Here is a 21,635-nt window from a genome sequence, read left to right as displayed (position 1 = left end):
CGCCCCGCCGGCGGAGCCGCCCCGCGCCACGCTCCGGTCGGCCGAGGTGAACCCCTCCGCGGCCAAATGCCGGGCCGCAGCGATGAAATCGGTAAAGGTGTTGGCCTTCTCTGCCCGCCGCCCGGCGGCATACCAGCGAAAGCCCTTGTCCTTGCCGCCGCGGATATGGGCGATGGCGTAGACAAACCCGCGATCGGCCAGCGACAGGCAGTTGGTGTTGAAACTCGCGGGAATGGTGATCCCGTAGGAGCCATAGCCGTAGAGCAGGCAGGGGGCGGAGCCGTCGAGCGGCGTGTCCTTGCGATAAAGCAGGGAGACGGGGACGCTTTCGCCGTCTTCCGCCGGCACGTGGATGCGGCGGGTGACATAGTCGGCCGGATCGTGGCCGGATGGCACGTCCTGCGTCTTGCGCAGGGTGCGCGCACGGGTCTCCATGTCGTAGTCGAAGACCTGGCCCGGCGTCGTCATCGACGAATAGGTAAAGCGGATCCGGTTGGTGTTGAACTCGTAGCCGTCCGACATGCCGAGCGAATAGGCCTCCTCGTCGAAGGAGATCGCGTGTTCGAGACCATCGGCGAGCCGGTGGACGACAATACGCGGCAGTCCGTCCTCGCGCTCCAGCCGCACCATGTGCTTGGCATAGACCGTGTGGGAGAGGATCAGCCGGCCGGAGCGGTGGGGGACGACATCCGCCCAGCCCTCGCGCCCCGGCGTGGCGAGTACCGTCGCGGCGTCGACCGAAACGATGCGGAAATCCTCGGCGCCGCCAGCGTTGGTGAGGATCAGGAGCGTTCCGGCGCCGTCATCCTCGACCGAATATTCGGTGCCCGTCTCGCGCGGTGCGACGAGGCGCGGTTCGGTTGTCGGTTCGTCTGCCGGGATCAACCGGACCTCGGAGGTCTCGTGGTCGTGGATGTCGACGGTGATGAAGCGGCCCGACTGGGTCTTGCCGACGCCCATGAAGAAGCCGGGGTCCGTCTCCTCGTAGACCAGGACGTCGCCGGCCGGATCGGTCCCGACCTCGTGGCGGAAGAGCTTCGAGGGGCGGTGATTGGCGTCGAGGCGGACATAGAAGATGTGGCGTCCGCAGGCGGACCAGACGCCGCCGCCGCCGGTGTCCTCGATGCGCTGGTCGAGGTCGCGCCCGCTCTTCAGGTCGCGCACCAGCAGCGTGTAGAATTCCGATCCCTTGTCGTCGAAGGCCCAGGCAAGCTGCGAATGGTCGGGCGAGTGCATGGCGCCGGCCAGACGGAAATAGGCCTTGCCGGCGGCTTCCTTGTCGCCGTCGATCAGCACTTCCTCGGCTTCGCCGCCCTTGTCGGCCGCCTCGCGGGCCATGCGCACGAGGCGCGGATGCTGGCCGCCGGTGACATAGGAAACGCCATAGGCGAAGGGGCCGTCGGGCGAGGGGACGGAACTGTCGTCCTCCTTGATGCGACCCTTCATCTCGGCAAAGAGCACGCCCTGCAGCGCTTCCGTGTCGGCCATGCCGGCTTCCAGATGGGCGTTTTCCGCCTCCAGATAGGCGCGGATGTCGGCGTCGAGCGTGTCGGGCTCGCGCATCACCTCCTGCCAGTTCCCGGCCCGGAGCCAGGCATAGGGGTCGTGGCGGGTGATGCCGTGGATCTCGTGCGTCGTGTCGCGCTTTTCGGCGCGGGGAGCGGAGGTCCGGGGAGCGGCGTCGGCGGCAGGGGATGAGGACTTTTTCAGCATCACGCGGAGGTAGGCACTTTGACCCGGGAAGGCAAGAGCTCAACGGCACCAACGCGGGATGGATGCATGCCGCCGCGCCTTGTGGTAAAAACGCACCATGAGCGACAAGTCGACGATCCTGAAGCCGGAGCGCAAGACCCGGACCGAGAGGCCGCGCCTGCACAAGGTGCTGCTGGTCAATGACGACTTCACGCCGCGCGAATTTGTCGTCGCGGTGCTCAAGGCGGAATTCCGCATGAGCGAAGACGAGGCCTTCCAGGTGATGCTGACTGCTCACAAGCTGGGGCTTTGCGTCGTTGCCGTCTTCCCGCGCGACGTGGCCGAGACCAAGGCAACGCGGGCGACCGATGCCGCCAAGGCAAATGGCTTCCCGCTGCGCTTCGAGACCGAGCCCGAGGAATAACCGGGCCGGGAAAGCTGCGCTCTTCCGGCCCGTTCGCTCACGTTTCGGAGCGTTCGATCCATTTCGGTGTCGCCGGCGGGGTGTAGCTCTCAAACAGGTCGATCAGCGCGGCCGGCGCGTCCGCCACCAGCACCATGTCGCGCATTTCCGGCTTCACGAACGCTTCGTCGCGTTGCAGGTCGAGGAAGGTCAGAAGTCCGTCATAAAAGCCGTCGACATTGAGGAAGCCGCAGGGCTTGCGGTGATAGCCGAGTTGGCCCCAGGTCCAGACCTCGAACAGCTCCTCCAGCGTACCGGCACCGCCCGGCAGGGCAATGAAACCGCCGGAAAGATCGGCCATCATCGCCTTGCGCTCATGCATCGACTTGACGACATGCAGCTCGGTCAGGCCGGTATGGGCCAGTTCCTTTTCCTGCAGGGCGACCGGCAGCACGCCGATCACCTCGCCGCCGGCGGCGAGCGCCCCGTCGGCGACCGCGCCCATCAGCCCGACCCTGGCCCCGCCATAGACGAGACGACGGCCTGAGCGGGCAATCGCCTCGCCGGTCGCCACCGCCGCGTCGCGATAGGCGGGTTTGGCGCCCATGCTGGAGCCGCAGAAGACGCAGATGGATTTCATCGTGCTCAGCCCTTCGCCAGTTCGCCGAGGACGCGCGCCCAGGAGCGGATGCCCTTGTGGTAGCTCGTCATCTCGTATTTCTCGTTGGGCGAATGCACCCGGTCGTCGTCGAGACCGAAGCCGATCAGCAGCGAATCCATGCCGAGCATGGTCTTGAAGTCGCCGACGATCGGGATCGAGCCGCCGCAACCGATCAGCGCCGCCTCGTGGCCCCACTCGTCGGCGAGCGCCTTGCGCCCCTTGGCCAGCGCGTCGCTGTCGAAGGGCAGGCGCAGCGCCGGGCTGCCGCCATGCTTGGAGAAGCTGACCGTGCAGTCGGCGGGCAGGTGCTCGCGCACATAGGTGCGGAAGGCGAGGCGGATCTGGTCGGGATCCTGGTCGCCGACCAGGCGGAAAGACACCTTGGCATGGGCCTCAGACGGGATCACGGTCTTGAAGCCGGCGCCGGTATAGCCGCCCCACACGCCGTTCACCTCGCAGGTCGGCCGCGTCCAGATATGCTCCAGCGCGCCGCGATCGGTCTCGCCGGCGGGGTATTTCAGGTCGACGCCGCCCAGGAACGCCTCATGGTCGAAGCCAAGCTTGTCCCACAGGGCGCGTACGTCCTCGGGCATCTCGATGACGCCGTCGTAGAAATGCGGCAGCGTCACGCGGCCGGTCTCGTCATGCAGTCCGGCCAGAACCGTGGACAGGACATGCAGCGGGTTGCGCGCCGCGCCGCCATACATGCCCGAATGCAGGTCCTTGTCGGCGGCGGTGATGGTGATTTCCTCGCCGACGAGGCCGCGCAGCATGGTGGTGATCGCCGGCGTCTCGCGGTTCCACATGCCGGTGTCGCACACGAGCGCCAGATCGCAGGAAAGCTCGCCCTTGTTGGCGGTCAGGAAGGGATGCAGCGAGGGCGATCCGGACTCTTCCTCGCCCTCCAGCAGCACGGAAACAGGGACCGGCAGGCCGCCGATCTCGGCGATCCAGGCGCGTGCCGCCTCGACGAAGGTCATCAGCTGGCCCTTGTCGTCGGCCGCGCCGCGCGCAACGATCATCTTCGAACCGTCCTCACGGGTGACAACGGCCGGGTCGAACGGGTCGCGCTCCCAAAGATCGAGCGGATCGACCGGCTGCACGTCGTAATGGCCGTAGAACAGCACGTGCGGGCCGGTCTTGCCGTCATCCTTGCCCCCGGACTTGCGATGCCCGACGACCATCGGGTGGCCGGTCGTGTCGCGCACGTCGGCGTCGATGCCGAGCGCGGTCAGTTCGCTTGCCAGCCAATCTGCCGCCTGCCGGCAGTCAGCCTTGTAGGCCGGGTCGGTGGAGATGCTCTTGATGCGAAGGAGGTCGAAGAGGCGGGCGAGCGAATTGTCGAAATCGGAATCGATTCGAGACAGGACCCGGTCGATATCGGACATGGGAAAGCTCCGCTGTGAAGGGTGCGGCGGCCGGTTTCTTGCAATCTCCGGCGGCGCGAATGGGGACGCCTAGAAGGACACAGAACGGCAGGCGTGGCAAGGCGGGGCGGAGGCCCGAACCGGTGCCGCAGCGAAATGCCGCGATGCCGGTGAGGCCCCTCGCGCCGTTCAGAATCCGCGCTTGATCGAGCCCAGGACACCGCGCGCCAGCGCCCGGCCGAGCGCCGAGCCGAGCGAGCGCACCACCGACTTCACCGCCGCATCGGCAACGCTGTCGGAGCGCGAGCGGCTGGAGCGGGTGCGGCTGCGCGAGGGAGCCGGGCGGTCGCCGAGGCCGAAATCGGGGATCTCGAAACCGGAGCGGGTGCGCCGGGGAGCGCCGCGCCGCGCGGTTTCCTGTTCCTCGCGCTCCTGTTGGCGCTCTTCCATGCGCGCCGCTTCCTCGGCCCGGCGCTTCAGGACCTCGAAGGCGGAATCGCGGTCCACCGTCTGGTCGTAGAGATGACCGACCGGGCTTGCAGCCAGAAGCTCGCGGCGTTCCGTGTCGCTGATCGGGCCAAGGCGCGAGGAGGGCGGGCGGATCAGGGTGCGCTGGACGATCGAGGGAATGCCCTTGCCCTCCAGGGTCGAGACCAGCGCCTCGCCGACGCCGAGTTCCATGATCGTGCGCTCGGTGTCGAGATCCGGGTTGGGCCGGAAGGTTTCGGCCGCCGCCTTCACTGCCTTCTGCTCGCGCGGGGTATAGGCGCGCAGCGCATGCTGCACCCGGTTGCCGAGCTGGGCGAGCACCGTCTCCGGAACGTCGAGCGGGTTCTGGGTGACGAAATAGACGCCGACGCCCTTGGAGCGGATCAGCCGCACCACCTGCTCGACCTTTTCCAGAAGCGCCTTGGGCGCCCCGGAAAAGAGCAGGTGCGCCTCGTCGAAGAAGAAGACGAGCTTCGGTTTTTCGGGGTCGCCGACCTCGGGCAGTTCCTCGAACAGCTCGGACAGCAGCCACAGGAGGAAGGTGGCATAGAGGCGCGGCGCGCCCATCAGCTTGTCGGCGGCCAACACCGAGACGACACCGCGCCCGTCGCGGGTGGTGCGCATCATGTCGCGGATGTCGAGCGCCGGTTCGCCGAAAAAGGCATCGCCCCCCTGCCGGTCGAGCACCAGCAACTGGCGCTGGATGGCGCCGACGGAGGCCTTGGAGACATTGCCGTAGACCCGCGACAGTTCCGAGGCGCGCTCCGCTACATGGGCGAGCAGCGCCTGCAGGTCCTTCAGGTCCATCAGCAGCAGGCCCTCGTCGTCGGCCAGCTCGAAGGCGACGTTGAGGACGCCTTCCTGGGTCGCGTTGAGGTCCATCAGCCGGGCCAGCAGCAGCGGCCCCATTTCGGAGACAGTCGCCCGGATCGGATGCCCCTGTTCGCCGAACAGGTCCCAGAAGATCGTCGGGAAGTTCTCGTAGATGTAATCCTGCGTGAAGCCGATCTGCGCGGCGCGCTTTTCCAGGAAGTCCTTTTTCTCGCCGGGCGCGGCGATGCCGGACAGGTCGCCCTTCACATCGGCGCAGAAGACCGGCACGCCGGCATTGGAAAACCCTTCGGCGAGGATCTGCAGCGAGACGGTCTTGCCGGTACCTGTGGCCCCGGTGATCAGCCCGTGCCGGTTGGCGAGCTTCAGCGTCAGATATTCCGGCTTGTCCGAACCGCCGATGAAGATCCTGTCTGCGTCCTGCACGTTTCTCACCTCCGCTGCCCTGAAGATCGCGCGCCCTCGTCGCGGCGAATGGTACGTTTGTCATGTAACGCGCGCGCGGCGCCCTGTATAGCGGTTGTGATCGGGCCGGCTCTCGTGTCAGATTGGGATGAGACTTTCTTTCGATTCCAAGGGGGAAGAATGGAAGAGATCATCAGGCGGATCGCCGCCGCAGCCGGTATCAACGAGGACCTGGCGCGCGAGGCGGTGGGTATCATTCTCAATTTCCTGAACCGGGACGGACCGCCGGACAAGGTGCGCCAGTTGCTGGACGCGCTGCCGGGCGCCCGCGACCTGGTTGCCGGCACGGAGGCCCCTGGCGGCCTTCTCGGCGGTCTTGCCGGCAAGCTCGGCGGCAGTCTCGGCGGCGGCATGGGCGCCATGGCGGCGCTCAACGAGCTGACCAGCGCCGGCCTCGACATGGGCCAGGTTCAGACGGTGACGCGCGAGCTTGTCGGCATCGCTCGCGAGAAGGCGGGCGCCGATGTGGTCGACCAGGTGGTCGATGCCATTCCCGGGCTTGGCCAGGTGCTGTGAGACAAGGTGTTGTGAAGCCGGGCGGCCTCGCCCGGTCGTTTTGAAATCCGGCACCGTGCGCCGGGTCATTTTGGAGACGCAAGATGTCCTATTCCATTGACGAAATCGAGGGTATCGGCCCGGTCTATGCCGAGAAGCTGAAGGCTGTCGGCATCAAGACCACGGAAGCCTACCTGGAGCGTGCGAAGGATCCCAAGGGTCGCAAGGCGCTGGCCGAGGAAACCGGCATCGATGACAAGCGCATCCTGAAATGGGGCAACATGGCCGACCTGATGCGCATCAGCGGCGTCGGTGAGGAATATTCGGAACTGCTCGAGGCCGCCGGCGTCGACACGGTCAAGGAACTGAAGCACCGCAACGCGGCCAATCTCCACGCCAAGATGGCGGAAGTGAACGAGGAGAAGAAACTCGTTCGCCAGCTTCCCAGCGCGTCCGCGGTGGAGAAGTGGGTGGCCCAGGCCAAGGACCTGCCGCCGACGATGACCTACTGATCTTCTGACCGGCTGATCACAGGGCGCGGCGGGCCGCGCCTGCTGCCGAAGATTTGCGGCGCCGGGCTGGCAACAGTCCGGCGTTTCGCGTTTGCGGGACCTGTGCGCCGCGCCGGGTCGGGATTCCTGCTGGTCCGCCTGGGGGGCGAAACCGTCCGGAGGGAAACTGTCCGGATGCGGTCTCAGCCCGGCGGGCAGACCGCATCGCCGCCGCGTGTGGCGGGGGCGCCGTTCATGATCACATTGGCCGACCCGCCCGCGACACAGCCCTCCGCCGGCGCGGCGAAGCGCACCGCCGGCTGGCCCTCGATGGAGATCCCCGGCACCGGCTCGAACATGCCGGGCGGGCATGTGGCGACATCGGAAAGCCGCAGCGCCGGCCGGCCGTTGATGATCACCGAGGCGGCGCCCGTGACGGCGCAAGGCGGTAAGGGTTGGGCGATGGCGGCGGAGGTTGCGGACAGGAGCGCGAGCGCAGCGGCAAGCGGGGCGAGGCGGCGGCAAGCGTGTCGGGTCGTCATTGTCGTCGTCTCCGCGTGAAGGGCGCGCCGGGCGATGTCGCACGGCCGGCAGGGTTGCACGGACACGGCACGGTCGACAAGACCGGCCGGTCAGCCGGGTCGGGCGAACTCGACCCGGTCGCGTCCCGTCTCCTTGGCGCGGTACATCGCTTCGTCGACCTCGCGCATCAGAAGGCCGAGATCGGCGGTGCCATCCTCGGTCAGCAGCGCTCCGATGCTGGCGGTCACGGCGAGCGGCTGTCCGCTGCCGAGCACGACGGTCTCGCGCAGCTCCCTGGCAATGCCGTCCAGCACCGTCAGCAGGCGAGGCCCGTCGATGTCGCGCATCACGAGACAGAACTCTTCGCCGCCCATGCGCGCCACGAGGTCGCCCTCGCGGACGGCGTCCCGCAGGATCTCGCCGACCCGCACCAGCACGGCGTCGCCGGCTTCATGGCCGTGGGTGTCGTTGATCTCCTTGAAGCGGTCGAGATCGACCAGCGCGACGCCGAAGTTGCCCGAGCCTGGCCGGTAGTCGCGCGCCAGTTCGGCGAAGATCCGGGTAAAGGCGCGTCGGTTGTAGGTGCCGGTGAGCGGGTCTGTGTCCGACAGCACGGCCATCTTTTCCACCTGACGGTGAATGCGGATGCTGGCCGCCACCCAATGGGCCATTGCCTCGAGCCGGTGCATGTCCGCCTCGGTGAAGGCGTTCGTCTTCACGTCGCCGACGTTCATCGTGCCGAAACAGTGGTCGCCGCTGACCAACGGCACATCAAGGCAGGACTGCAGGCCCTTTGCTTTCAACAATGCGCAGTCGAGATCGCCGGAGGTGGAAAAGTCGTTGCAGATTTCGGGGCGCCGCTGTCCGAAGACACGACCGATCATCGTGCCGGCGATGGGCACGGGCATGTCGAGCGGGATGGCGTTGTTGCCCTGCATTGCGATCAGCTTGAGATGGGTGGGCGTGTCTTCCAGCGCGATGGTGGCACGGTCGGCCTTGAACACGACGCGCGACCATTGCGCGACGGTGTTCAGCACGTCGTCGAGCGTCTCGGCGGCCGACAACTGGTGCACGAAGCGCACCGGCAACTCGATGACGAGTTTGTCCGTGACCTGGCCGATATCGCCGGTCTGCTGTCCTGCTTCGGATTCCATGCCCATCTGTCTGTCCACCTTCGCACGGCCCGCCTCGAAGCCGCCGATGTTTCCGCTCCCGACTCCAACCCTGCAGTCAAGGACGTAAAGATTTTGCGACCTCCGGCCTCCACGAACCGGCCCGGCGCGGCATCGTCCGCTTCCATGCCCATGCACTCGCCGCCTTCGCCGTGGCGGTGCTGCTGTTTCTCGTGCTGCCGATGGTGCCGGTGGTGTAGACGGGGAAGGGGCTGTTTCGTCCGGCCGGACACGTCGCACTTGTCGGGGTGTTTCGCCGCCTTGCGGCAATCTTCCGTCCCGCCTTGTCGCCAGCCGACGATGTCACGGATCATTCCGCAAGAATGCTTGCATGGCCAGCGGTTTGGGGTGGCGGAAAGGCTGACGGTGCGCCTGCGGCGCGACTGATGTCTGGATGCCGGATCACGCGATGGCGCTTGCGCGCCACACGGTCCGGCATGACGGGCGAGAGACATGGAGCACGGCGTCCCGGGCGTCTTCGGCCGGGTTCGCTCAAGCCGCGTGGCGAGGCTTGTCGAGGCCGCTCGGTCGCCTGTACAGTTCGGTTCTTCCAGTGGTTGTGAGGTTCGGATCAGATCGGTGACAGCCTGGGTTTACATCTTGGCATCACAGCGAAACGGCACCCTGTATGTGGGAGTGACACGCGACCTTTCACGGCGGATGTTCGAGCATGTCCAGGAACTGACCGATGGCTTCACCCGTCGCCATCATGTCAAGCGGCTGGTCCATGCGGAGCAGTTCGAGCGGATCGACGAGGCAATCGCCCGCGAGAAAAGACTGAAAGGTTGGCGCCGGGCCTGGAAGATCGAGTTGATTGAAGCCTCAAATCCGGACTGGCGGGATCTGAGCGAGACATGGCTGTTCTGAATGGTCACTCGGTCACCGGTCGTCGCGTGAAACTTGTCGCGTCCCACAGCCGTCATGCCGGACGGACTGCGGCGAAGCCGCACGGCCAGATCCGGCATCCAGACATCAGGGCGGGCGAAGCCCGCGCGTTGCCCCCTTACACTCACCGCCTTCGCCGTGGCGATGCTGCTGTTTCTCGTGCTGTTGATGGTGCCGGGGGAGGGGCTGTTTCGTCCGGTCGGACACGTCGCACTTGTCGGCATGTCAGCCACCTTGGATCAAAAGGCCTTGCGCATGAGCGCGACATCCTTGCGCGGGATCTCGCATGACCAGCCGAAGAGCGCGGCGAGGTATCGCAGCGTCTCCTCCCTGTAGAAAACCACATGGGTCGGATCCCGGCGATAGTGCCAGTTGGCAAAGCGGCTGTCCTCCGTCCTGAAGCAGGTCATCAGGCCGAGCCAACCGCCCGGTTTCAGGAGCCGGTCGAAAAGGGCAAACTCGCGCGCCGGCTCGTGGAAATGCTCCACGACCTCGCTGCAAACGATGAAATCATAGCGCTCGGCGAGCATGCCTCGGTCCGGGGCGAAAAAAGGGTCATAGGCGGCGACCGAATGGCCGTCTTCGCGCAACATCTCTGCAAGGCCGGGTCCCGGTCCGCAGCCATAGTCGAGACCACGGCTTGCGGGCTCAAGCCGTTCCTTCAGCGGATCGGCCAGCCTTGACAGAAAACGCCGGTATCCCGGGTCCTGCGGATCGTTCTGGTGGGTGAGATAATGCGCGCGTTCCTCGGTCCCCGTGGGCAGTTTCGAGCGCTCGACAAGGACCGCCTCGCAGGTCTCGCAGCGCCAGTAGGCGGTGCCGCCGACTGTCTGGAACGGATGGCAGGTGCGCGCGCCGCAAACACGGCAAGGTTCGTCATGCCCCTGGCCGTGCCTGTCGGTGGCCTTCAGAACCGATGCCGGAACGTCCACACCGTCAGCCTCCACTCATCTTCCCGGCCTGCCGCTCTTCTTCGAGCGGCCGCCCCGGCGGCGGTCCTCGCCCGGGTCCTCATAGGAGCCCGCGCCGACCTTGCCGCGTGCCAGCGGCCTGACGTCGTCGGCATGCCCGTCGCCGGGCTTTTGCGGCAGCGGGCCCGAGGACAGCGGCACCTCGGTGCGCCCGACCGTCATTTCGTCGAGCGTGTTCTTGCGCACCTTCGACCTGGCGGGGACATTGGCGCTGGCGCCGTATTTCTTCTCGCCGCGATAGCCGCCGCTGCGGTCCTCGACCGCCGACTGGCGGGCCAGCGGATCGTCGGCCAGCGCCAGTTCCGTTTCCTGCAGCCGCTTGACCTCGTCGCGCAGCCGCGCGGCGGTCTCGAATTCCAGGTCGGCGGCTGCCTCGCGCATCTGCTTTTCCAGGTCCTGGATATGCGCCTTGAGATTGTGGCCGACGAGATTGCCGCTCTCGGCGAAGCCCGCCTCGACGGTGACGTGGTCCTGCTCGTAGACCGATTGCAGGATGTCACCGATGGAGCGGCGCACGCTTTCCGGTGTGATGCCGTGTTCCGCGTTGTAGGCTTCCTGCTTCTCGCGCCGGCGGTCGGTCTCGGCGATCGCCCGCTCCATCGAGCCGGTGATGCGGTCGGCATAGAGCAGCACCTTGCCGTCGATGTTTCGCGCGGCGCGGCCGATGGTCTGCACCAGCGAGGTTTCCGAGCGCAGGAAGCCCTCCTTGTCCGCGTCGAGAATGGCGACCAGCGCGCATTCGGGAATGTCGAGTCCCTCGCGCAGCAGGTTGATGCCGACCAGCACGTCGAAGGCGCCAAGACGCAGGTCGCGGATGATCTCGATCCGCTCCAGCGTGTCGATGTCGGAATGCATGTAGCGCACGCGCACGCCGTTTTCGTGCAGGTATTCGGTCAGGTCCTCGGCCATCCGCTTGGTCAGCACGGTGACCAGGGTGCGCATGCCCTTGGCCGCCACGGCGCGCACCTCGCCCAAAAGGTCGTCGACCTGGGTCTTGGCCGGCCGGATGTCGATCCGCGGATCGACAAGGCCGGTCGGGCGAATGACCTGCTCGGCGAAGACGCCGCCCGACTGTTCCATCTCCCAGGAGCCGGGTGTGGCCGAGACGCAGATCGTCTGCGGCCGCATCGCGTTCCATTCCTCGAAGCGCAAGGGCCGGTTGTCCATGCAGGAGGGCAGGCGGAAGCCGTATTCGGCCAGCGTCGCCTTGCGGCGGAAGTCGCCGCGATACATGGCGCCGATCTGCGGAATGGTCACGTGGCTCTCGTCGGCGAAGACGAGGGCGTTGTCCGGCAGGTATTCGAACAGGGTGGGCGGCGGCTCGCCGGGCGCGCGTCCCGTCAGGTAGCGCGAGTAGTTCTCGATGCCGGCGCAGGAACCGGTCGCCTCCAGCATCTCCAGGTCGAACAGCGTCCGCTGCTCCAGCCGCTGCGCCTCCAGCAGCCGGCCGTGGGCGTTGAGCTCCTCCAGCCGCTGGACCAGCTCCGACTTGATCGACTTGATCGCCTGGTTGAGCGTCGGTTTCGGCGTCACGTAATGCGAGTTGGCGTAGATCTTGACGCTCTTCATCTCCGCCGACTTCTGCCCGGTCAGCGGGTCGAATTCGGTGATCGACTCGATCTCGTCGCCGAACAGCGAAATGCGCCAGGCACTGTCCTCGTAGTGGGCCGGGAAGATCTCCACCGTGTCGCCGCGCACCCGGAAGGTGCCGCGCTGGAAGGCGGCGTCGTTGCGCTTGTATTGCAGCGCGACGAGATCGGCGAGCAGCTGGCGCTGGTCGATGCGCTCGCCGACCTCGATGGCGAAGGTCATCGCCGTGTAGGTCTCGACCGAGCCGATGCCGTAGATGCAGGAGACCGAGGCGACGATGATGACGTCGTCGCGCTCCAGCAGCGACCGGGTCGCCGAGTGGCGCATCCGGTCGATCTGCTCGTTGATCGAGCTTTCCTTCTCGATATAGGTGTCGGTGCGCGGAACGTAGGCTTCCGGCTGGTAATAGTCGTAATAGGAGACGAAATACTCGACCGCATTGTCGGGAAAGAACGACTTGAACTCGCCATAGAGCTGGGCGGCCAGCGTCTTGTTCGGCGCCAGGATCAGCGCCGGGCGCTGGGTGCGGGAGATGACCTGGGCCATCGTGTAGGTCTTGCCCGAACCGGTGACGCCGAGCAGCACCTGGGTGCTGTCGTCATTGGTGAGCCCCTCGACGAGGTCGGCGATGGCGGTCGGCTGGTCGCCCTTCGGCTCGTATTCGGAAACGAGCTTGATCGGGATGCCGCCTTCCGACTTTTCCGGCCGCGACGGGCGGTGCGGCACCCAGGCCTCGCCGTTCTTGTGCAGCGGATTGCCGGAGGTGATCAGGTCGGTCAGCGCCTGCACCGTCGCCGTGTGGCCGGTGGTGCCGTCCGACATTTCCGGCGGCGGCTTCTTGCCTCCCTTGCGCGCCTTCTTCGTCTCCGCCACCTGCTTGGCCAGCAGCGCCTCGGCCTCCTCCAGGCTCATGTCGAGCCCGGAGACCGGGTTCAGACCGCCGGCGGCGCGTTCGCGCGGACTGCTGGAGGTGCCCATCGATGTGCCGCGCGCGCTGCGGGCGGGCTTTTCCGCCTTGCCCGCGGCCTTGTCTCCGCTTTTGCCGGTAGTCTTGCCGGACGTCCCTTTCACGGGCGTTCTGGCCGGCGTCGCCTTCGTCGCCGGGACATCCTCCTCGATCTGCCGGGCCCAGTCGGACACGGGTCCCGACAGGGGCGCGCCCTCGAACGCCGCCTGCGGCGCTTCGCCGAACCCTTCCGGTGTCGCGGGCGCGTCCGTCCCGCCGGCGGCCGGCAGGGCGTCACCGCCGCCGGAGCGGGCGGCGCGTTTGGCGGAAAGGTCGGGGGACGGGGAGGAAGGTCGCTTGGCCATGGCGGCAATATGGTCCGAAAGCCGGGTTTCGGAAACCCCGCGTTCCGGCTTTGTCCGCCTGAATCCCGCAACATGCTGACACAACGGTGTCAGGAGGGGGGATCAGTGCTTGAAGATGCGGCTTTATTTCAGAAGACCACTGACCCAGCACGGATTGATGGGAATAAGGTCGTACTTCTCACCAAACCAACCTACGAAATCGGGAGGTGAACATCCTTGATGATAATGGCGTGCAAGATATACGTTATCGAGGCCCGTATCTTGAATATCGATCGCGTATTTCTCGACCAACAATGTGTTGGTGTGCGATAGCCAGTGCGAAAAATCTTCGTCGAGTAACATCAGAATGACACCTTGAAGTTTTCCGGTGATACGATAGCCGATCTCTCGATAGGGTGTGTCATCAGGAATGCCTTCGGGCTCCGGCGGAAATCGAAAAGCCGAACAAGTGAATAAGAATCGCTAGCTTCCCTCGAAAATTCCATCTCGTTTCGCGTTATGAAAAATGGCGTTCGCTTCGAGCCGACAGTTGTCTTGACCTCGATAAATTTCTCTCGGCCGGAGGACTCATAGGACAGGATATCGAATCCCGCTCCGTCGCCTTTACTGTCGGCGATCCAGTCGACCTTCCGTGCGAGGCCATCTTGTCCTTCTGCCCTTAGACGAGCGACCTCGCGCTGGAACACATACTCCTCTCCAGCTCTTCCCAACTGCCGGTTTCGGAAGTCGCGAATGGATGGGTCGAATTTCCGCACGAGCCGTTCGATGTAATCTGGTCGCTCCGCTGTTGTAGGATCTGCATCAGGCATATCTTCGACGATCAAGAGTTGACCGGACGGTTGATAGGCGAGTTGCGGGGACTCTCCAAATCCAAGAGCTTCGTTGTGACCGGCCGAATCTGGCAGGGCGACAATCTTCTCCTCAATGAAGTCGGCGAGAGCCTGTTGGTAATGGAATGAAGGCGCAAGGCCGGATATCCACTCCATTCCCAACACGTCTAGGACAGCTGAGATATTTTGAAACTTGCGCTCCACGGATTTGTGACTGCGGCCGATCTCCTCGGCAATCTCCTTGTAGACATGAAGCTTGGGGCGAACACCACCAGCACGCTGTGCGTCCAGATACTCGAAATAGGCATTGACGGTCCGTGCGATCTCGTCGTCGGTCCAGTCCTGACCGTATTTGACTTCCGAGTTCATCAACGAGCTCTTGATGCTAATGCCAATGACCGGAGTTGCGTTGCAACATCCTCGCTTTAGAGAAGTTAGAGGCGTTTGCACATCCAGCGCAACTGCTCCTCCTCACGCTTCCCCCTTGTGCCCGTCATTGTGGCCAAGGCTCATCTCCGGCCAGACAAGGTCGCGGACGCGCTGCTTCAGCACCTTGGCATCCGGAAAGCCGCCATCCGTCTTGCGGTCCCAGATGGCGGCGCCGTCGCAGGTGATGGTGAAGGTGCCGCCGGTGCCCGGCACCAGCGTCAGCGAGCCGATCTCCTCGGAAAAGGTGGAGAGCAGTTCCTGCGCCATCCATGCGGCGCGCAGCATCCAGTTGCACTGGCGGCAATAGGTGATGGTCAGGGCGGGCTTGGGCGTCTCGGTCATGGCGGTTCCGCGTGCAAACAAGGGGAGGGGCGCTCCGGCCGGCCCGGGTGCCGTGACGGTTGGGTCTCGGCGGGGCCGGATCTCGGCGGGGCAGGGGCTTTCCGGCTGGATCGGGGCCGGGCTCCGCATGCGCGGGCTTCCGTGGCGGCCGGTCTGGCTGGGCTTCAATATGGCGGCAAGGCGGGGCGCGGCAAGTCCCTTCGAGCGGGGCGCCACCCACCGGTGGACGCCATGAAAAAATCCGAAAAGGCCTGTTGACCTGGAGCGCGCTCCAGCTCCCAGGATGCGGCGCTGTTGACACAAGGAGACAGCGCAATGAGCGTCATCGAAGCATTTTTCACCGCCCTGAAGAGCGGCGATCCGGACAAGGTCCTGCCACTCGTCGCCGGCGATGCCACCATCGTCGGCGTCCGGGGCGAGGCCGACCCGCGCCTGCCGATCTACGGCACCTATCGCGGCCACGAGGGCATGCGTGTCTTCCTCGGCGCGTTGCGGACGGCCTTCGACACGGAGGCCTTCGAGGTCGACGAGGTGCTGGAGAGCGACACGCTCGGTTTTGCCTCCGGCCGCTTTCGCCACCGGGTGCGGCACACGGGACGGCTCTTCGTTTCGACCTGGGCCTTGCGGGCCAGGCTCGCCGACGGGAAGATCGCGCATTACCTGTTTTTCGAAGACACGGCGGCGCTCGAAGCGGCGTTCGGGGTTTCCACGGCGGAGAAAGCGGCATGATGATCGGCGACCTTGCACAGCGCACCGGCCTCAGCGTCGATACGTTGCGCTATTACGAGAAGATCGGGCTTGTCCCGGCTCCCTTGCGGGACGGTGGCGGGCGGCGGGTCTATGACGAGGCGATCCTCGGCTGGCTGCGATTTCTCGACCGGCTGAAGGCTACGGGTCTGGGCATGCGCGACCGGCTGCGCTACGCCGACCTGAGGACGCGTCCGGGTGTTGCCTCGGTGCGCGAGCGCCGCCAGATGCTGGAGCGCCACCGCGACAAGGTGGCGGCGGATCTGGAAAAGCTCGCCGACACGCTCAAGCTGCTCGACGAGAAGGTCGATCTCTACCGCCGCATCGAGAGCGGCGAGGTGGCCGATCCCGTGGTGCCGCTTGCCGACGCGGTTGCTGTCCCGCCCTCCGGCAAGGCGCGCGGGAGGGTTGCCTCATGAGCACCGCACTCGACAAGGGGCGGGATATTGCCGCCCGGCTGAACCCGGATCTCGAGCAGGTGCTGGCGGAGCGCTACGACGCGCTGCTGCCGGGCTTTTCCGAAAGCCTGATCGAATGGGCCTATGGCCGCCACTACGCGCGCGGCACGGTCGACCTGAAGACCCGGCAATTGTGCACCGTCGCGGCGCTCACCGCGCTTGGCGGCCAGACCGGGCCCCAGCTCAAGGTCAATATCGAGCACACGCTCGCCGCCGGCGCCAGCGAAGGGGAAATCCTCGAGGTGATCTGGCAGATGGCCGTCTATGGCGGGTTGCCGGCGGCGATCAACGGGCTCAACGCCGCGCGCGAGGTGTTCGAGGCGCGGACCTGAGAGGCGGACTATGGGCATTGACAGGGCGCGGTTCTCGCGCCCTGTCAAGAATGCTGATATACTTGGATCAGGGGAGACAACCGCCTGCACGGACGGGTGCGCAGACGGACCATGCACTCCAGCAGTGGAGGCCTGCCATGTCCGCAAGGATTCTTGCCAACTCTCAGCGTTCCATCACTTGCATCCACGCCGGCTGGCGCGCCGGACTGGTCCCGGCATCGCTGCTTGCGTTCGCCGCCCTGTCGATCCTGGCCGGGGGGCTCGCCCGGGCCGACCCTGTCGGGGAGGGCTGCGTTCCGGTTGTGAGCGCCGTGTCCACCGGTGACATCGTTCTCGCCAGTCTCGGGGCCGGCGAGGCGGTGACCGCCGGACCGATAACCGGGCGGCGGATCGTTCCGGACTTCGACGGGACCGCTGATGCGACCATCAAGGTACGACCGATCGTCGTTGCCGGACGCTGCGGCTCCTCACAATCCCGTTGCGACAGTCCCGGATTCACCTATTGCTGCGGCAACTCGACGGACGGGTTTTATTGCGCCGCCGATGTAAACGGCTGCACGAAGTAACAGGGCGCCGGCGCGGCCGGGCGGTTCAGCCGCGCGGCCGCGCCAGCTTGCGGCCCGGCAGCAGGATCAGGACATGGGGCCAGGTGGCGAGCGCCGCGAGAAGGCAGGCGGCGATCCCCTGGCCGAAGGATGTTTTTTTGCCAGGAACCGCGCCCTTCACTGTCGGGTTCGGCGCCCTGTCCGCCATGCTTCGCCTGTCTTGCAACCGCCGCCATGCCCGTTTCCCCCGGAGTGCTCATGCAGTTCCTGCAATGACAGCTGGAATCAAGGGGTGCCCGCAACGTCTGTCCCGGATGCCTGACGGTCGGCCGCCTCAGCCTTCGCAAGCAGGCCCGCCATCAGTCGCAGCGCTGCCTGGGTGGTCGGATGGTTCTGCGTCAGCACCCGCGCAAGCGGCGGCGCGACGGCCTTGATCTCGTCGAGGGCCGCCGCGTCCTTGCCTTGCTCGGCCAGCGAGCGCGCCTTCAGGTAGCGTGTCGTCAGCACGGCCGGGTGATCCGGCGCAAGGTTCTGGCCCTCCAGGGAAGCGATGGCGTCGAGTTCCTCGTAAACGGCCTGATGGTCCCCCATCATCTCCATCACCTGCGCCTTGAGGCGCCGGGTCGCCAGAACTCCCGGATGGCCCGGCGACAGGGCTTTTTCCTCACGTGGCGCGAAGGCCTCGATTTCGGCCAGCGCGGCCGCGTGCTCGCCCAGATTGTTCAGGATGCGCGCCTTCAGCCGCCGGGTCGCCAGGACGTTCGGATGGTCCTGCGTCAAGGCCGCCTCCTCGAGCGGCAGGACCGCGTCGACCTCCGCGAGCGCGGCCTGATGGTTCCCCAGATTGTCCAGGACCCGTGCCTTCAGTCGCCATGTCACCAGGAGGTTCGGATCGTCCGCCGGGAGGGCCCTCTTCTGGTCGGGCAGCAGGGCGTCGATCTCGGCCAGCGCCGGTTGATAGTCGCCCAGATGGTTCAGGACGCGGGCCTTGAGGTAGCGTGTCGCCAGGACGCCGGGATGGTCGGGTCGTCCGATCCGTTCCGCGATGATGCCGGCCCGCCGGTTGATCAGCCCGGCCACGTGATAGTGCCCGTCTTCAAGCTGCTTGAACGTCGCCGTGTGCAGGGCGGCGAGGGCCGGCAAGCCGTCCTGGCTGCCCGGATAGGCATCGTGCAGGTCGTCCCAGGTGGTGAATTCCCTAGGTGTCGGGATGCCGGACGCTGCCGCGAGAAGATCGATTTCGCTCAACAGCCCTTCCCGGGAGGGTGTCGCCCCGCCATGCAGGACGGCAAGGCGGGCATGGCGGCGCGCCTCGGAAAGATGCGCGGGATCGCCGTCGAAGGCCATGGAGACGTGGTGCCGGGCGAGATTGTCCGCCGCCTCCGCCAGCGGCTGCGCAATGGTCCGCAGCTCGTCGCGCAGGAAGCCGAGCGCCAGTTCCTCGTTGCCGTCGCGCCGCTCCTTCCCGGCGACGTCCATCCAGAAGGCGGGCAGGCCGCGCTTGAGGGATGCCAGTTCCGCCTCGGCCTCGTTGAACTTTTTCAGCCATCTGCGCGAGGCGTCCTTTTCCTCGGCCAGTTCGACGGCGAGATTCTTGTTGGCGCCCAGATAGTAGCGGCGCATGCCGGCAAGCGAGGCGAGCACCGGTCCGAGGACGGTCAGGGCGGCAAGGACCTGTTCGGCGGGAGTGAGGTCGGTGAGATAGGAAACCCAGACGGAGGCAAAGAACTCCACAAATCCCATTGTATGAACCTCTTCAGTCAAATCAATGGAGAAGAACCGGCCGGCCCGGATGGGCGCGGCTGCGATTGAATCCGCTCTTCGCCGGTTGGGCAAGCGTCCCGCCGGCGCGCAACCCGCGATGCCGTCTTGCTCTCCTTTCCTCCTTGCCCGCAAATGCGCAAGTTCTGTCAGGCTGTCTCGTTTAGCGAGGAGCGTGAACGGAGGAGCCCATGCCGAAAACGGAAACAGATGAGGAAACGGAGCGGGAGCTCAAACCCGCCACCGCCCGCGACTATGCCAGGCGGATCGCCCGCGTCGTCGATCACATCGCGGCGCATCTCGACGATCCGCTCGACATTGCCACGCTGGCCGAGACGGCATGTTTCTCCCCGTTCCACTTTCACCGGATCTACCGCACCCAGACGGGGGAGACGGTCGCCCACACGGTCAGGCGCTACCGCCTGCACCGGGCCGCCGCCGACCTCGTCGCCGGGCGTCTGCCGCTGGCCCGGGTGGCGCGGCGGGCGGGATATGGCAGCGCGGAAGCGTTCTCGCGCGCCTTTGCCGGCCATTACGGCATGGCGCCGGCGGCCTTTCGCGACATGCCGCGCGATCCGGTGCTCGAGTTCCCCAAACGAGGAGAGAGCGCAATGACGGAAAAGCTGGATGTCACGATCGAGACGCGGGACGGGCTGCGGCTTGCCGGCCTGCCGCATCAGGGGCCCTATATCGAGATCGGCCGGGCGTTCGAAAAGACCTTCGCCCATGCCGGTGCCGCGGGCCTGTTCCGGCCCGGAATGCGGATGATCGGGCTTTACTATGACGACCCGAAGTCCGTGGCGGAGCGGGAGCTGCGCTCCTTCGCGTCGGTGACCGTGCCGGCCGGCGCCGATCCGGCCGCGCTCGCGCCGCTGGAGGTGAGGGACCTGCCGGGCGGGCGCTACGCCATCGCCATTCACAAGGGCCCTTACGCTGACCTGCACCTGACCTGGGACAGGCTGTTCTCCGCCTGGCTGCCGCAGAGCGGCGAAGAGGCGGAGGACCGGCCGGCGGTGGAGGAGTATCTCAACAATCCGCGCGACACGCCGCAGGCGGACCTCAGGACGGCGGTCTGCCTGGCATTGAAGGGCTGAGGGACGGACATCCCGGGCGCCGGTTGCTCCGGGAGAACCTTGGAAGACGGGGCGTGCGGCAAGGCGCGCCCCGCCTTGCGTCAGGCCTGGCGTTCGGGAATGCGCACCACCAGGCCGTCCATTGCCTCGGTCACCTTGACCTGGCAGGACAGGCGCGAGTTCGGCTGGACGTCATAGGCGAAGTCCAGCATGTCTTCTTCCATCGCCTCCGGCGCGCCTGTCGTCGCGGTCCAGGCCTCGTCCACATAGACATGGCAGGTGGCGCAGGCGCAGGCGCCACCGCATTCGGCCTCGATCCCCGAAACCATGTTCTTGATGGCGTTTTCCATCACGGTGGAGCCGACAGGCGCGTCCACGGCTGTCTCTGCGCCGTCGGCGGTGATGTAGGTGATCTTGGGCATGGGCGGAGGATCTCGACGCTGGAATTGCGGAAGGTCGTGTCAGGTTCCGACATAACCATTCGCGCCGAAACGTCAAGCGCCGCACCCCGGCCTGAATGTCCGGAATGGCCATCCGCGGCCGGTTGTCGCGCCCGGACAGGGGCCCGCTCGCTACGGCGGGCGCTTCCCTGCGAGACGATGGCGGCGCTCAGGCGTCGAGCAGGGTCCCGATGAACTCCGCAGATTCGGCAACGGCCGCGCTCACCGCCGAGAGCTCGGCGCGGCCGTCCTCGTGCAGCGCCTGCTGGGCCTGTTCGACCGCCTCGGCCACCTTCCAGGCGCCGATGCTGCGTGCGGACCCGAGCAGCGTGTGCAGGCAGCGCTCCAGCGCCTCGCCGTCGTCTGCGTCCCGCATCCGCTCCGTCAACATCTTCGACTGGCGGGAGAAGAGACGCAGCACCTCGCGCTCCAGTTCCCGGTTGCCGAGCGTGTGGCGGGCCAGGTGCACCAGATCCACCGGCGCGTCGGGCGTGTCCGCCCGCTCTCTCGCCTGAGCCATGCCGTCCATTTGTCTTGCGGTTGCCTGCATCATGGCGGAGCCTTTCCTGGTCGCGATGCCGGTCACCGGAAAAGCCCCGGCGAGCCTTGCGTCTGTCTGCAACCAAGCCTCGTCAAAATTCGCGAAAACGAGGTTAAGCATGGTGGTGGGAATTCGGGCCCCGGCCAACAAAGTGAATCTTTGGTTAACGTGCGTTCACACATTCGCCGGATCGAGGGGGAGCGATCCGGCTCCCGCCGGCATGCGGGCGCCCCTTTCCGGGTCCGTCCCGTCACCCCTCGCGGTCCTCGCGACGGGTGGACGTACCTTTCAGTATTGGTCGCCCTGGAGCGCGGCGCGGCCGGCATCGGTGAGCCGGCAGACCAGCCAGTCGGGCTTGATCGGGTTGGAAAACCAAGGCTCTGCCCATCCCGCGGCGATGCAGGCGCGGATGGTTTTTTCGGCCACGCGGCGTCCGTCGGCGTCGAACAGGGGAAGTTTTCCACCTGCCTGATCGAGCCCGCGAGCCAACCAGAGGGCCTGTGCCGGAGATGGTCCGCGATCTGCCGGGGACGCTCCGGAAGCGGCCTTGCCACCGCGCTTGCCGCCTGTTGCCGCCGTCCGCGCGGGACGTTTCGACGCCTCTGTCATGCCCCTCATCTCCTTGTCATGACTCTGCAAATTGTTGTTCGAGCCGCCGGATTGTGTCATTAGGTTGATGTGTGCGGCAAGTTTGGGAGAGGTGTGTTTTCGAACCAGAGGCCGGTTCGTCACGCCGTTTTCACTTCCCGGCTATCGATTCCGGCGTGTTCTGCCGGAACCGCCTGCCGTGCA

Annotated in this window: 23 protein-coding genes and 1 pseudogene; 9 read left to right on the top strand and 15 right to left on the bottom strand. The window is 66.1% G+C overall.

Annotated elements, in window-relative coordinates:
* Positions 1 to 1,713: S9 family peptidase (locus tag ACN0T5_RS15015; protein ID WP_417769418.1), on the bottom strand; the 1,713-nt coding region annotated here is incomplete at its 3' end.
* A gap of 97 nt (positions 1,714 to 1,810) precedes the next feature.
* Here ACN0T5_RS15015 and clpS point away from each other — a divergent pair.
* Positions 1,811 to 2,116, top strand: coding sequence for an ATP-dependent Clp protease adapter ClpS (gene clpS / locus ACN0T5_RS15010; RefSeq protein WP_417769417.1), 306 nt, complete (start codon positions 1,811 to 1,813; stop codon positions 2,114 to 2,116).
* Positions 2,117 to 2,153: 37 nt separating this feature from the next.
* On the opposite strand, the gene ACN0T5_RS15005 is transcribed toward clpS, so the two are convergent.
* The 3 genes from ACN0T5_RS15005 to ACN0T5_RS14995 all read right to left on the bottom strand — a co-directional run bounded on the left by ACN0T5_RS15005 (position 2,154) and on the right by ACN0T5_RS14995 (position 5,869).
* Positions 2,154 to 2,735, bottom strand: coding sequence for a TIGR00730 family Rossman fold protein (locus tag ACN0T5_RS15005; RefSeq protein WP_417769416.1), 582 nt, complete (start codon positions 2,733 to 2,735; stop codon positions 2,154 to 2,156).
* A gap of 5 nt (positions 2,736 to 2,740) precedes the next feature.
* Positions 2,741 to 4,144 (bottom strand): M20/M25/M40 family metallo-hydrolase, encoded by a 1,404-nt coding sequence (locus tag ACN0T5_RS15000; protein WP_417769415.1) that lies wholly within the window; start codon positions 4,142 to 4,144, stop codon positions 2,741 to 2,743.
* 168 nt (positions 4,145 to 4,312) lie between these two features.
* Entirely contained in the window at positions 4,313 to 5,869 is a 1,557-nt protein-coding gene (locus ACN0T5_RS14995) for a helicase HerA-like C-terminal domain-containing protein (RefSeq protein ID WP_417769414.1), read from the bottom strand.
* Between the two features lie 159 nt (positions 5,870 to 6,028).
* Between ACN0T5_RS14995 and ACN0T5_RS14990 the strand changes: the two genes are divergently transcribed.
* Together ACN0T5_RS14990 and ACN0T5_RS14985 are read left to right on the top strand one after the other, a co-directional pair.
* A complete protein-coding gene (locus tag ACN0T5_RS14990) occupies positions 6,029 to 6,424 on the top strand; it encodes a DUF2267 domain-containing protein (RefSeq protein WP_417769413.1) in 396 nt (131 codons plus the stop codon).
* A gap of 83 nt (positions 6,425 to 6,507) precedes the next feature.
* Positions 6,508 to 6,915 (top strand): DUF4332 domain-containing protein, encoded by a 408-nt coding sequence (locus ACN0T5_RS14985; protein WP_417769412.1) that lies wholly within the window; start codon positions 6,508 to 6,510, stop codon positions 6,913 to 6,915.
* 182 nt (positions 6,916 to 7,097) lie between these two features.
* On the opposite strand, the gene ACN0T5_RS14980 is transcribed toward ACN0T5_RS14985, so the two are convergent.
* Together ACN0T5_RS14980 and ACN0T5_RS14975 are read right to left on the bottom strand one after the other, a co-directional pair.
* Positions 7,098 to 7,436 carry a PAAR domain-containing protein gene (locus ACN0T5_RS14980; protein ID WP_417769411.1) on the bottom strand — a complete coding sequence of 113 codons (339 nt, stop codon included), beginning with the start codon at positions 7,434 to 7,436 and terminating at the stop codon, positions 7,098 to 7,100.
* A 90-nt stretch (positions 7,437 to 7,526) separates the two neighbouring features.
* On the bottom strand, positions 7,527 to 8,570 hold the full coding sequence (locus ACN0T5_RS14975; protein WP_417769410.1) for a diguanylate cyclase: 1,044 nt from the start codon (positions 8,568 to 8,570) through the stop codon (positions 7,527 to 7,529).
* A gap of 597 nt (positions 8,571 to 9,167) precedes the next feature.
* Between ACN0T5_RS14975 and ACN0T5_RS14970 the strand changes: the two genes are divergently transcribed.
* Positions 9,168 to 9,455 (top strand): GIY-YIG nuclease family protein, encoded by a 288-nt coding sequence (locus tag ACN0T5_RS14970; protein ID WP_417769409.1) that lies wholly within the window; start codon positions 9,168 to 9,170, stop codon positions 9,453 to 9,455.
* Positions 9,456 to 9,712: 257 nt separating this feature from the next.
* Here ACN0T5_RS14970 and ACN0T5_RS14965 read toward each other — a convergent pair whose 3' ends face one another.
* The 4 genes and pseudogenes from ACN0T5_RS14965 to ACN0T5_RS14950 form a co-directional block, all read right to left on the bottom strand.
* Positions 9,713 to 10,420, bottom strand: coding sequence for a class I SAM-dependent methyltransferase (locus ACN0T5_RS14965; RefSeq protein ID WP_417769408.1), 708 nt, complete (start codon positions 10,418 to 10,420; stop codon positions 9,713 to 9,715).
* Positions 10,421 to 12,838 (bottom strand): annotated as a pseudogene (uvrB, locus tag ACN0T5_RS14960) (excinuclease ABC subunit UvrB); the annotation flags it as partial.
* 848 nt (positions 12,839 to 13,686) lie between these two features.
* A complete protein-coding gene (locus ACN0T5_RS14955; protein ID WP_417769407.1) occupies positions 13,687 to 14,544 on the bottom strand; it encodes a protein NO VEIN domain-containing protein in 858 nt (285 codons plus the stop codon).
* 102 nt (positions 14,545 to 14,646) lie between these two features.
* The gene (locus ACN0T5_RS14950; RefSeq protein ID WP_417769406.1) at positions 14,647 to 14,946 is read right to left on the bottom strand and encodes a SelT/SelW/SelH family protein; all 300 of its coding nucleotides are present in this window, start codon (positions 14,944 to 14,946) and stop codon (positions 14,647 to 14,649) included.
* Positions 14,947 to 15,261: 315 nt separating this feature from the next.
* Here ACN0T5_RS14950 and ACN0T5_RS14945 point away from each other — a divergent pair, with 315 nt between their 5' ends.
* The 4 genes from ACN0T5_RS14945 (at position 15,262) to ACN0T5_RS14930 (ending at position 17,049) form a co-directional block, all read left to right on the top strand.
* On the top strand, positions 15,262 to 15,675 hold the full coding sequence (locus tag ACN0T5_RS14945; protein WP_417769405.1) for a nuclear transport factor 2 family protein: 414 nt from the start codon (positions 15,262 to 15,264) through the stop codon (positions 15,673 to 15,675).
* Complete coding sequence (locus tag ACN0T5_RS14940) at positions 15,672 to 16,112, top strand: MerR family transcriptional regulator (protein ID WP_417769404.1); 441 nt, start codon at positions 15,672 to 15,674, stop codon at positions 16,110 to 16,112. The genes ACN0T5_RS14945 and ACN0T5_RS14940 overlap by 4 nt, the downstream gene beginning before the upstream one ends.
* Positions 16,109 to 16,483 (top strand): carboxymuconolactone decarboxylase family protein, encoded by a 375-nt coding sequence (locus tag ACN0T5_RS14935; RefSeq protein ID WP_417769403.1) that lies wholly within the window; start codon positions 16,109 to 16,111, stop codon positions 16,481 to 16,483. Before ACN0T5_RS14940 ends, ACN0T5_RS14935 begins: the two co-directional genes overlap by 4 nt.
* 137 nt (positions 16,484 to 16,620) lie before the next feature.
* Positions 16,621 to 17,049 carry a hypothetical protein gene (locus tag ACN0T5_RS14930; RefSeq protein ID WP_417769402.1) on the top strand — a complete coding sequence of 143 codons (429 nt, stop codon included), beginning with the start codon at positions 16,621 to 16,623 and terminating at the stop codon, positions 17,047 to 17,049.
* A gap of 25 nt (positions 17,050 to 17,074) precedes the next feature.
* Here ACN0T5_RS14930 and ACN0T5_RS14925 read toward each other — a convergent pair whose 3' ends face one another.
* A complete protein-coding gene (locus tag ACN0T5_RS14925) occupies positions 17,075 to 17,236 on the bottom strand; it encodes a hypothetical protein (protein WP_417769401.1) in 162 nt (53 codons plus the stop codon).
* Positions 17,237 to 17,313: 77 nt separating this feature from the next.
* Complete coding sequence (locus ACN0T5_RS14920; RefSeq protein ID WP_417769400.1) at positions 17,314 to 18,771, bottom strand: hypothetical protein; 1,458 nt, start codon at positions 18,769 to 18,771, stop codon at positions 17,314 to 17,316.
* A gap of 209 nt (positions 18,772 to 18,980) precedes the next feature.
* On the opposite strand from ACN0T5_RS14920, the gene ACN0T5_RS14915 reads away from it, so the two are divergent.
* A complete protein-coding gene (locus ACN0T5_RS14915) occupies positions 18,981 to 19,883 on the top strand; it encodes an AraC family transcriptional regulator (RefSeq protein WP_417769399.1) in 903 nt (300 codons plus the stop codon).
* 80 nt (positions 19,884 to 19,963) lie between these two features.
* Here the strand turns inward: ACN0T5_RS14915 and ACN0T5_RS14910 are convergent, their stop codons facing one another.
* The 3 genes from ACN0T5_RS14910 to ACN0T5_RS14900 form a co-directional block, all read right to left on the bottom strand.
* Positions 19,964 to 20,284: a 2Fe-2S iron-sulfur cluster-binding protein gene (locus ACN0T5_RS14910; protein WP_417769398.1), complete on the bottom strand. Its 321-nt coding sequence runs from the start codon at positions 20,282 to 20,284 to the stop codon at positions 19,964 to 19,966.
* A gap of 187 nt (positions 20,285 to 20,471) precedes the next feature.
* Positions 20,472 to 20,855 carry an Hpt domain-containing protein gene (locus ACN0T5_RS14905; RefSeq protein ID WP_417769397.1) on the bottom strand — a complete coding sequence of 128 codons (384 nt, stop codon included), beginning with the start codon at positions 20,853 to 20,855 and terminating at the stop codon, positions 20,472 to 20,474.
* 276 nt (positions 20,856 to 21,131) lie between these two features.
* Positions 21,132 to 21,575 (bottom strand): hypothetical protein, encoded by a 444-nt coding sequence (locus ACN0T5_RS14900; RefSeq protein WP_417769396.1) that lies wholly within the window; start codon positions 21,573 to 21,575, stop codon positions 21,132 to 21,134.
* Positions 21,576 to 21,635 lie beyond the last annotated feature (60 nt).

Origin of the sequence: Stappia sp. (assembly GCF_048261845.1) — a bacterium.
Classification (GTDB): Bacteria; Pseudomonadota; Alphaproteobacteria; order Rhizobiales; family Stappiaceae; genus Stappia.
The sequence above is the reverse complement of the archived record's forward strand: the minus strand, read 5'-3'. Positions and strand labels throughout refer to the sequence as shown.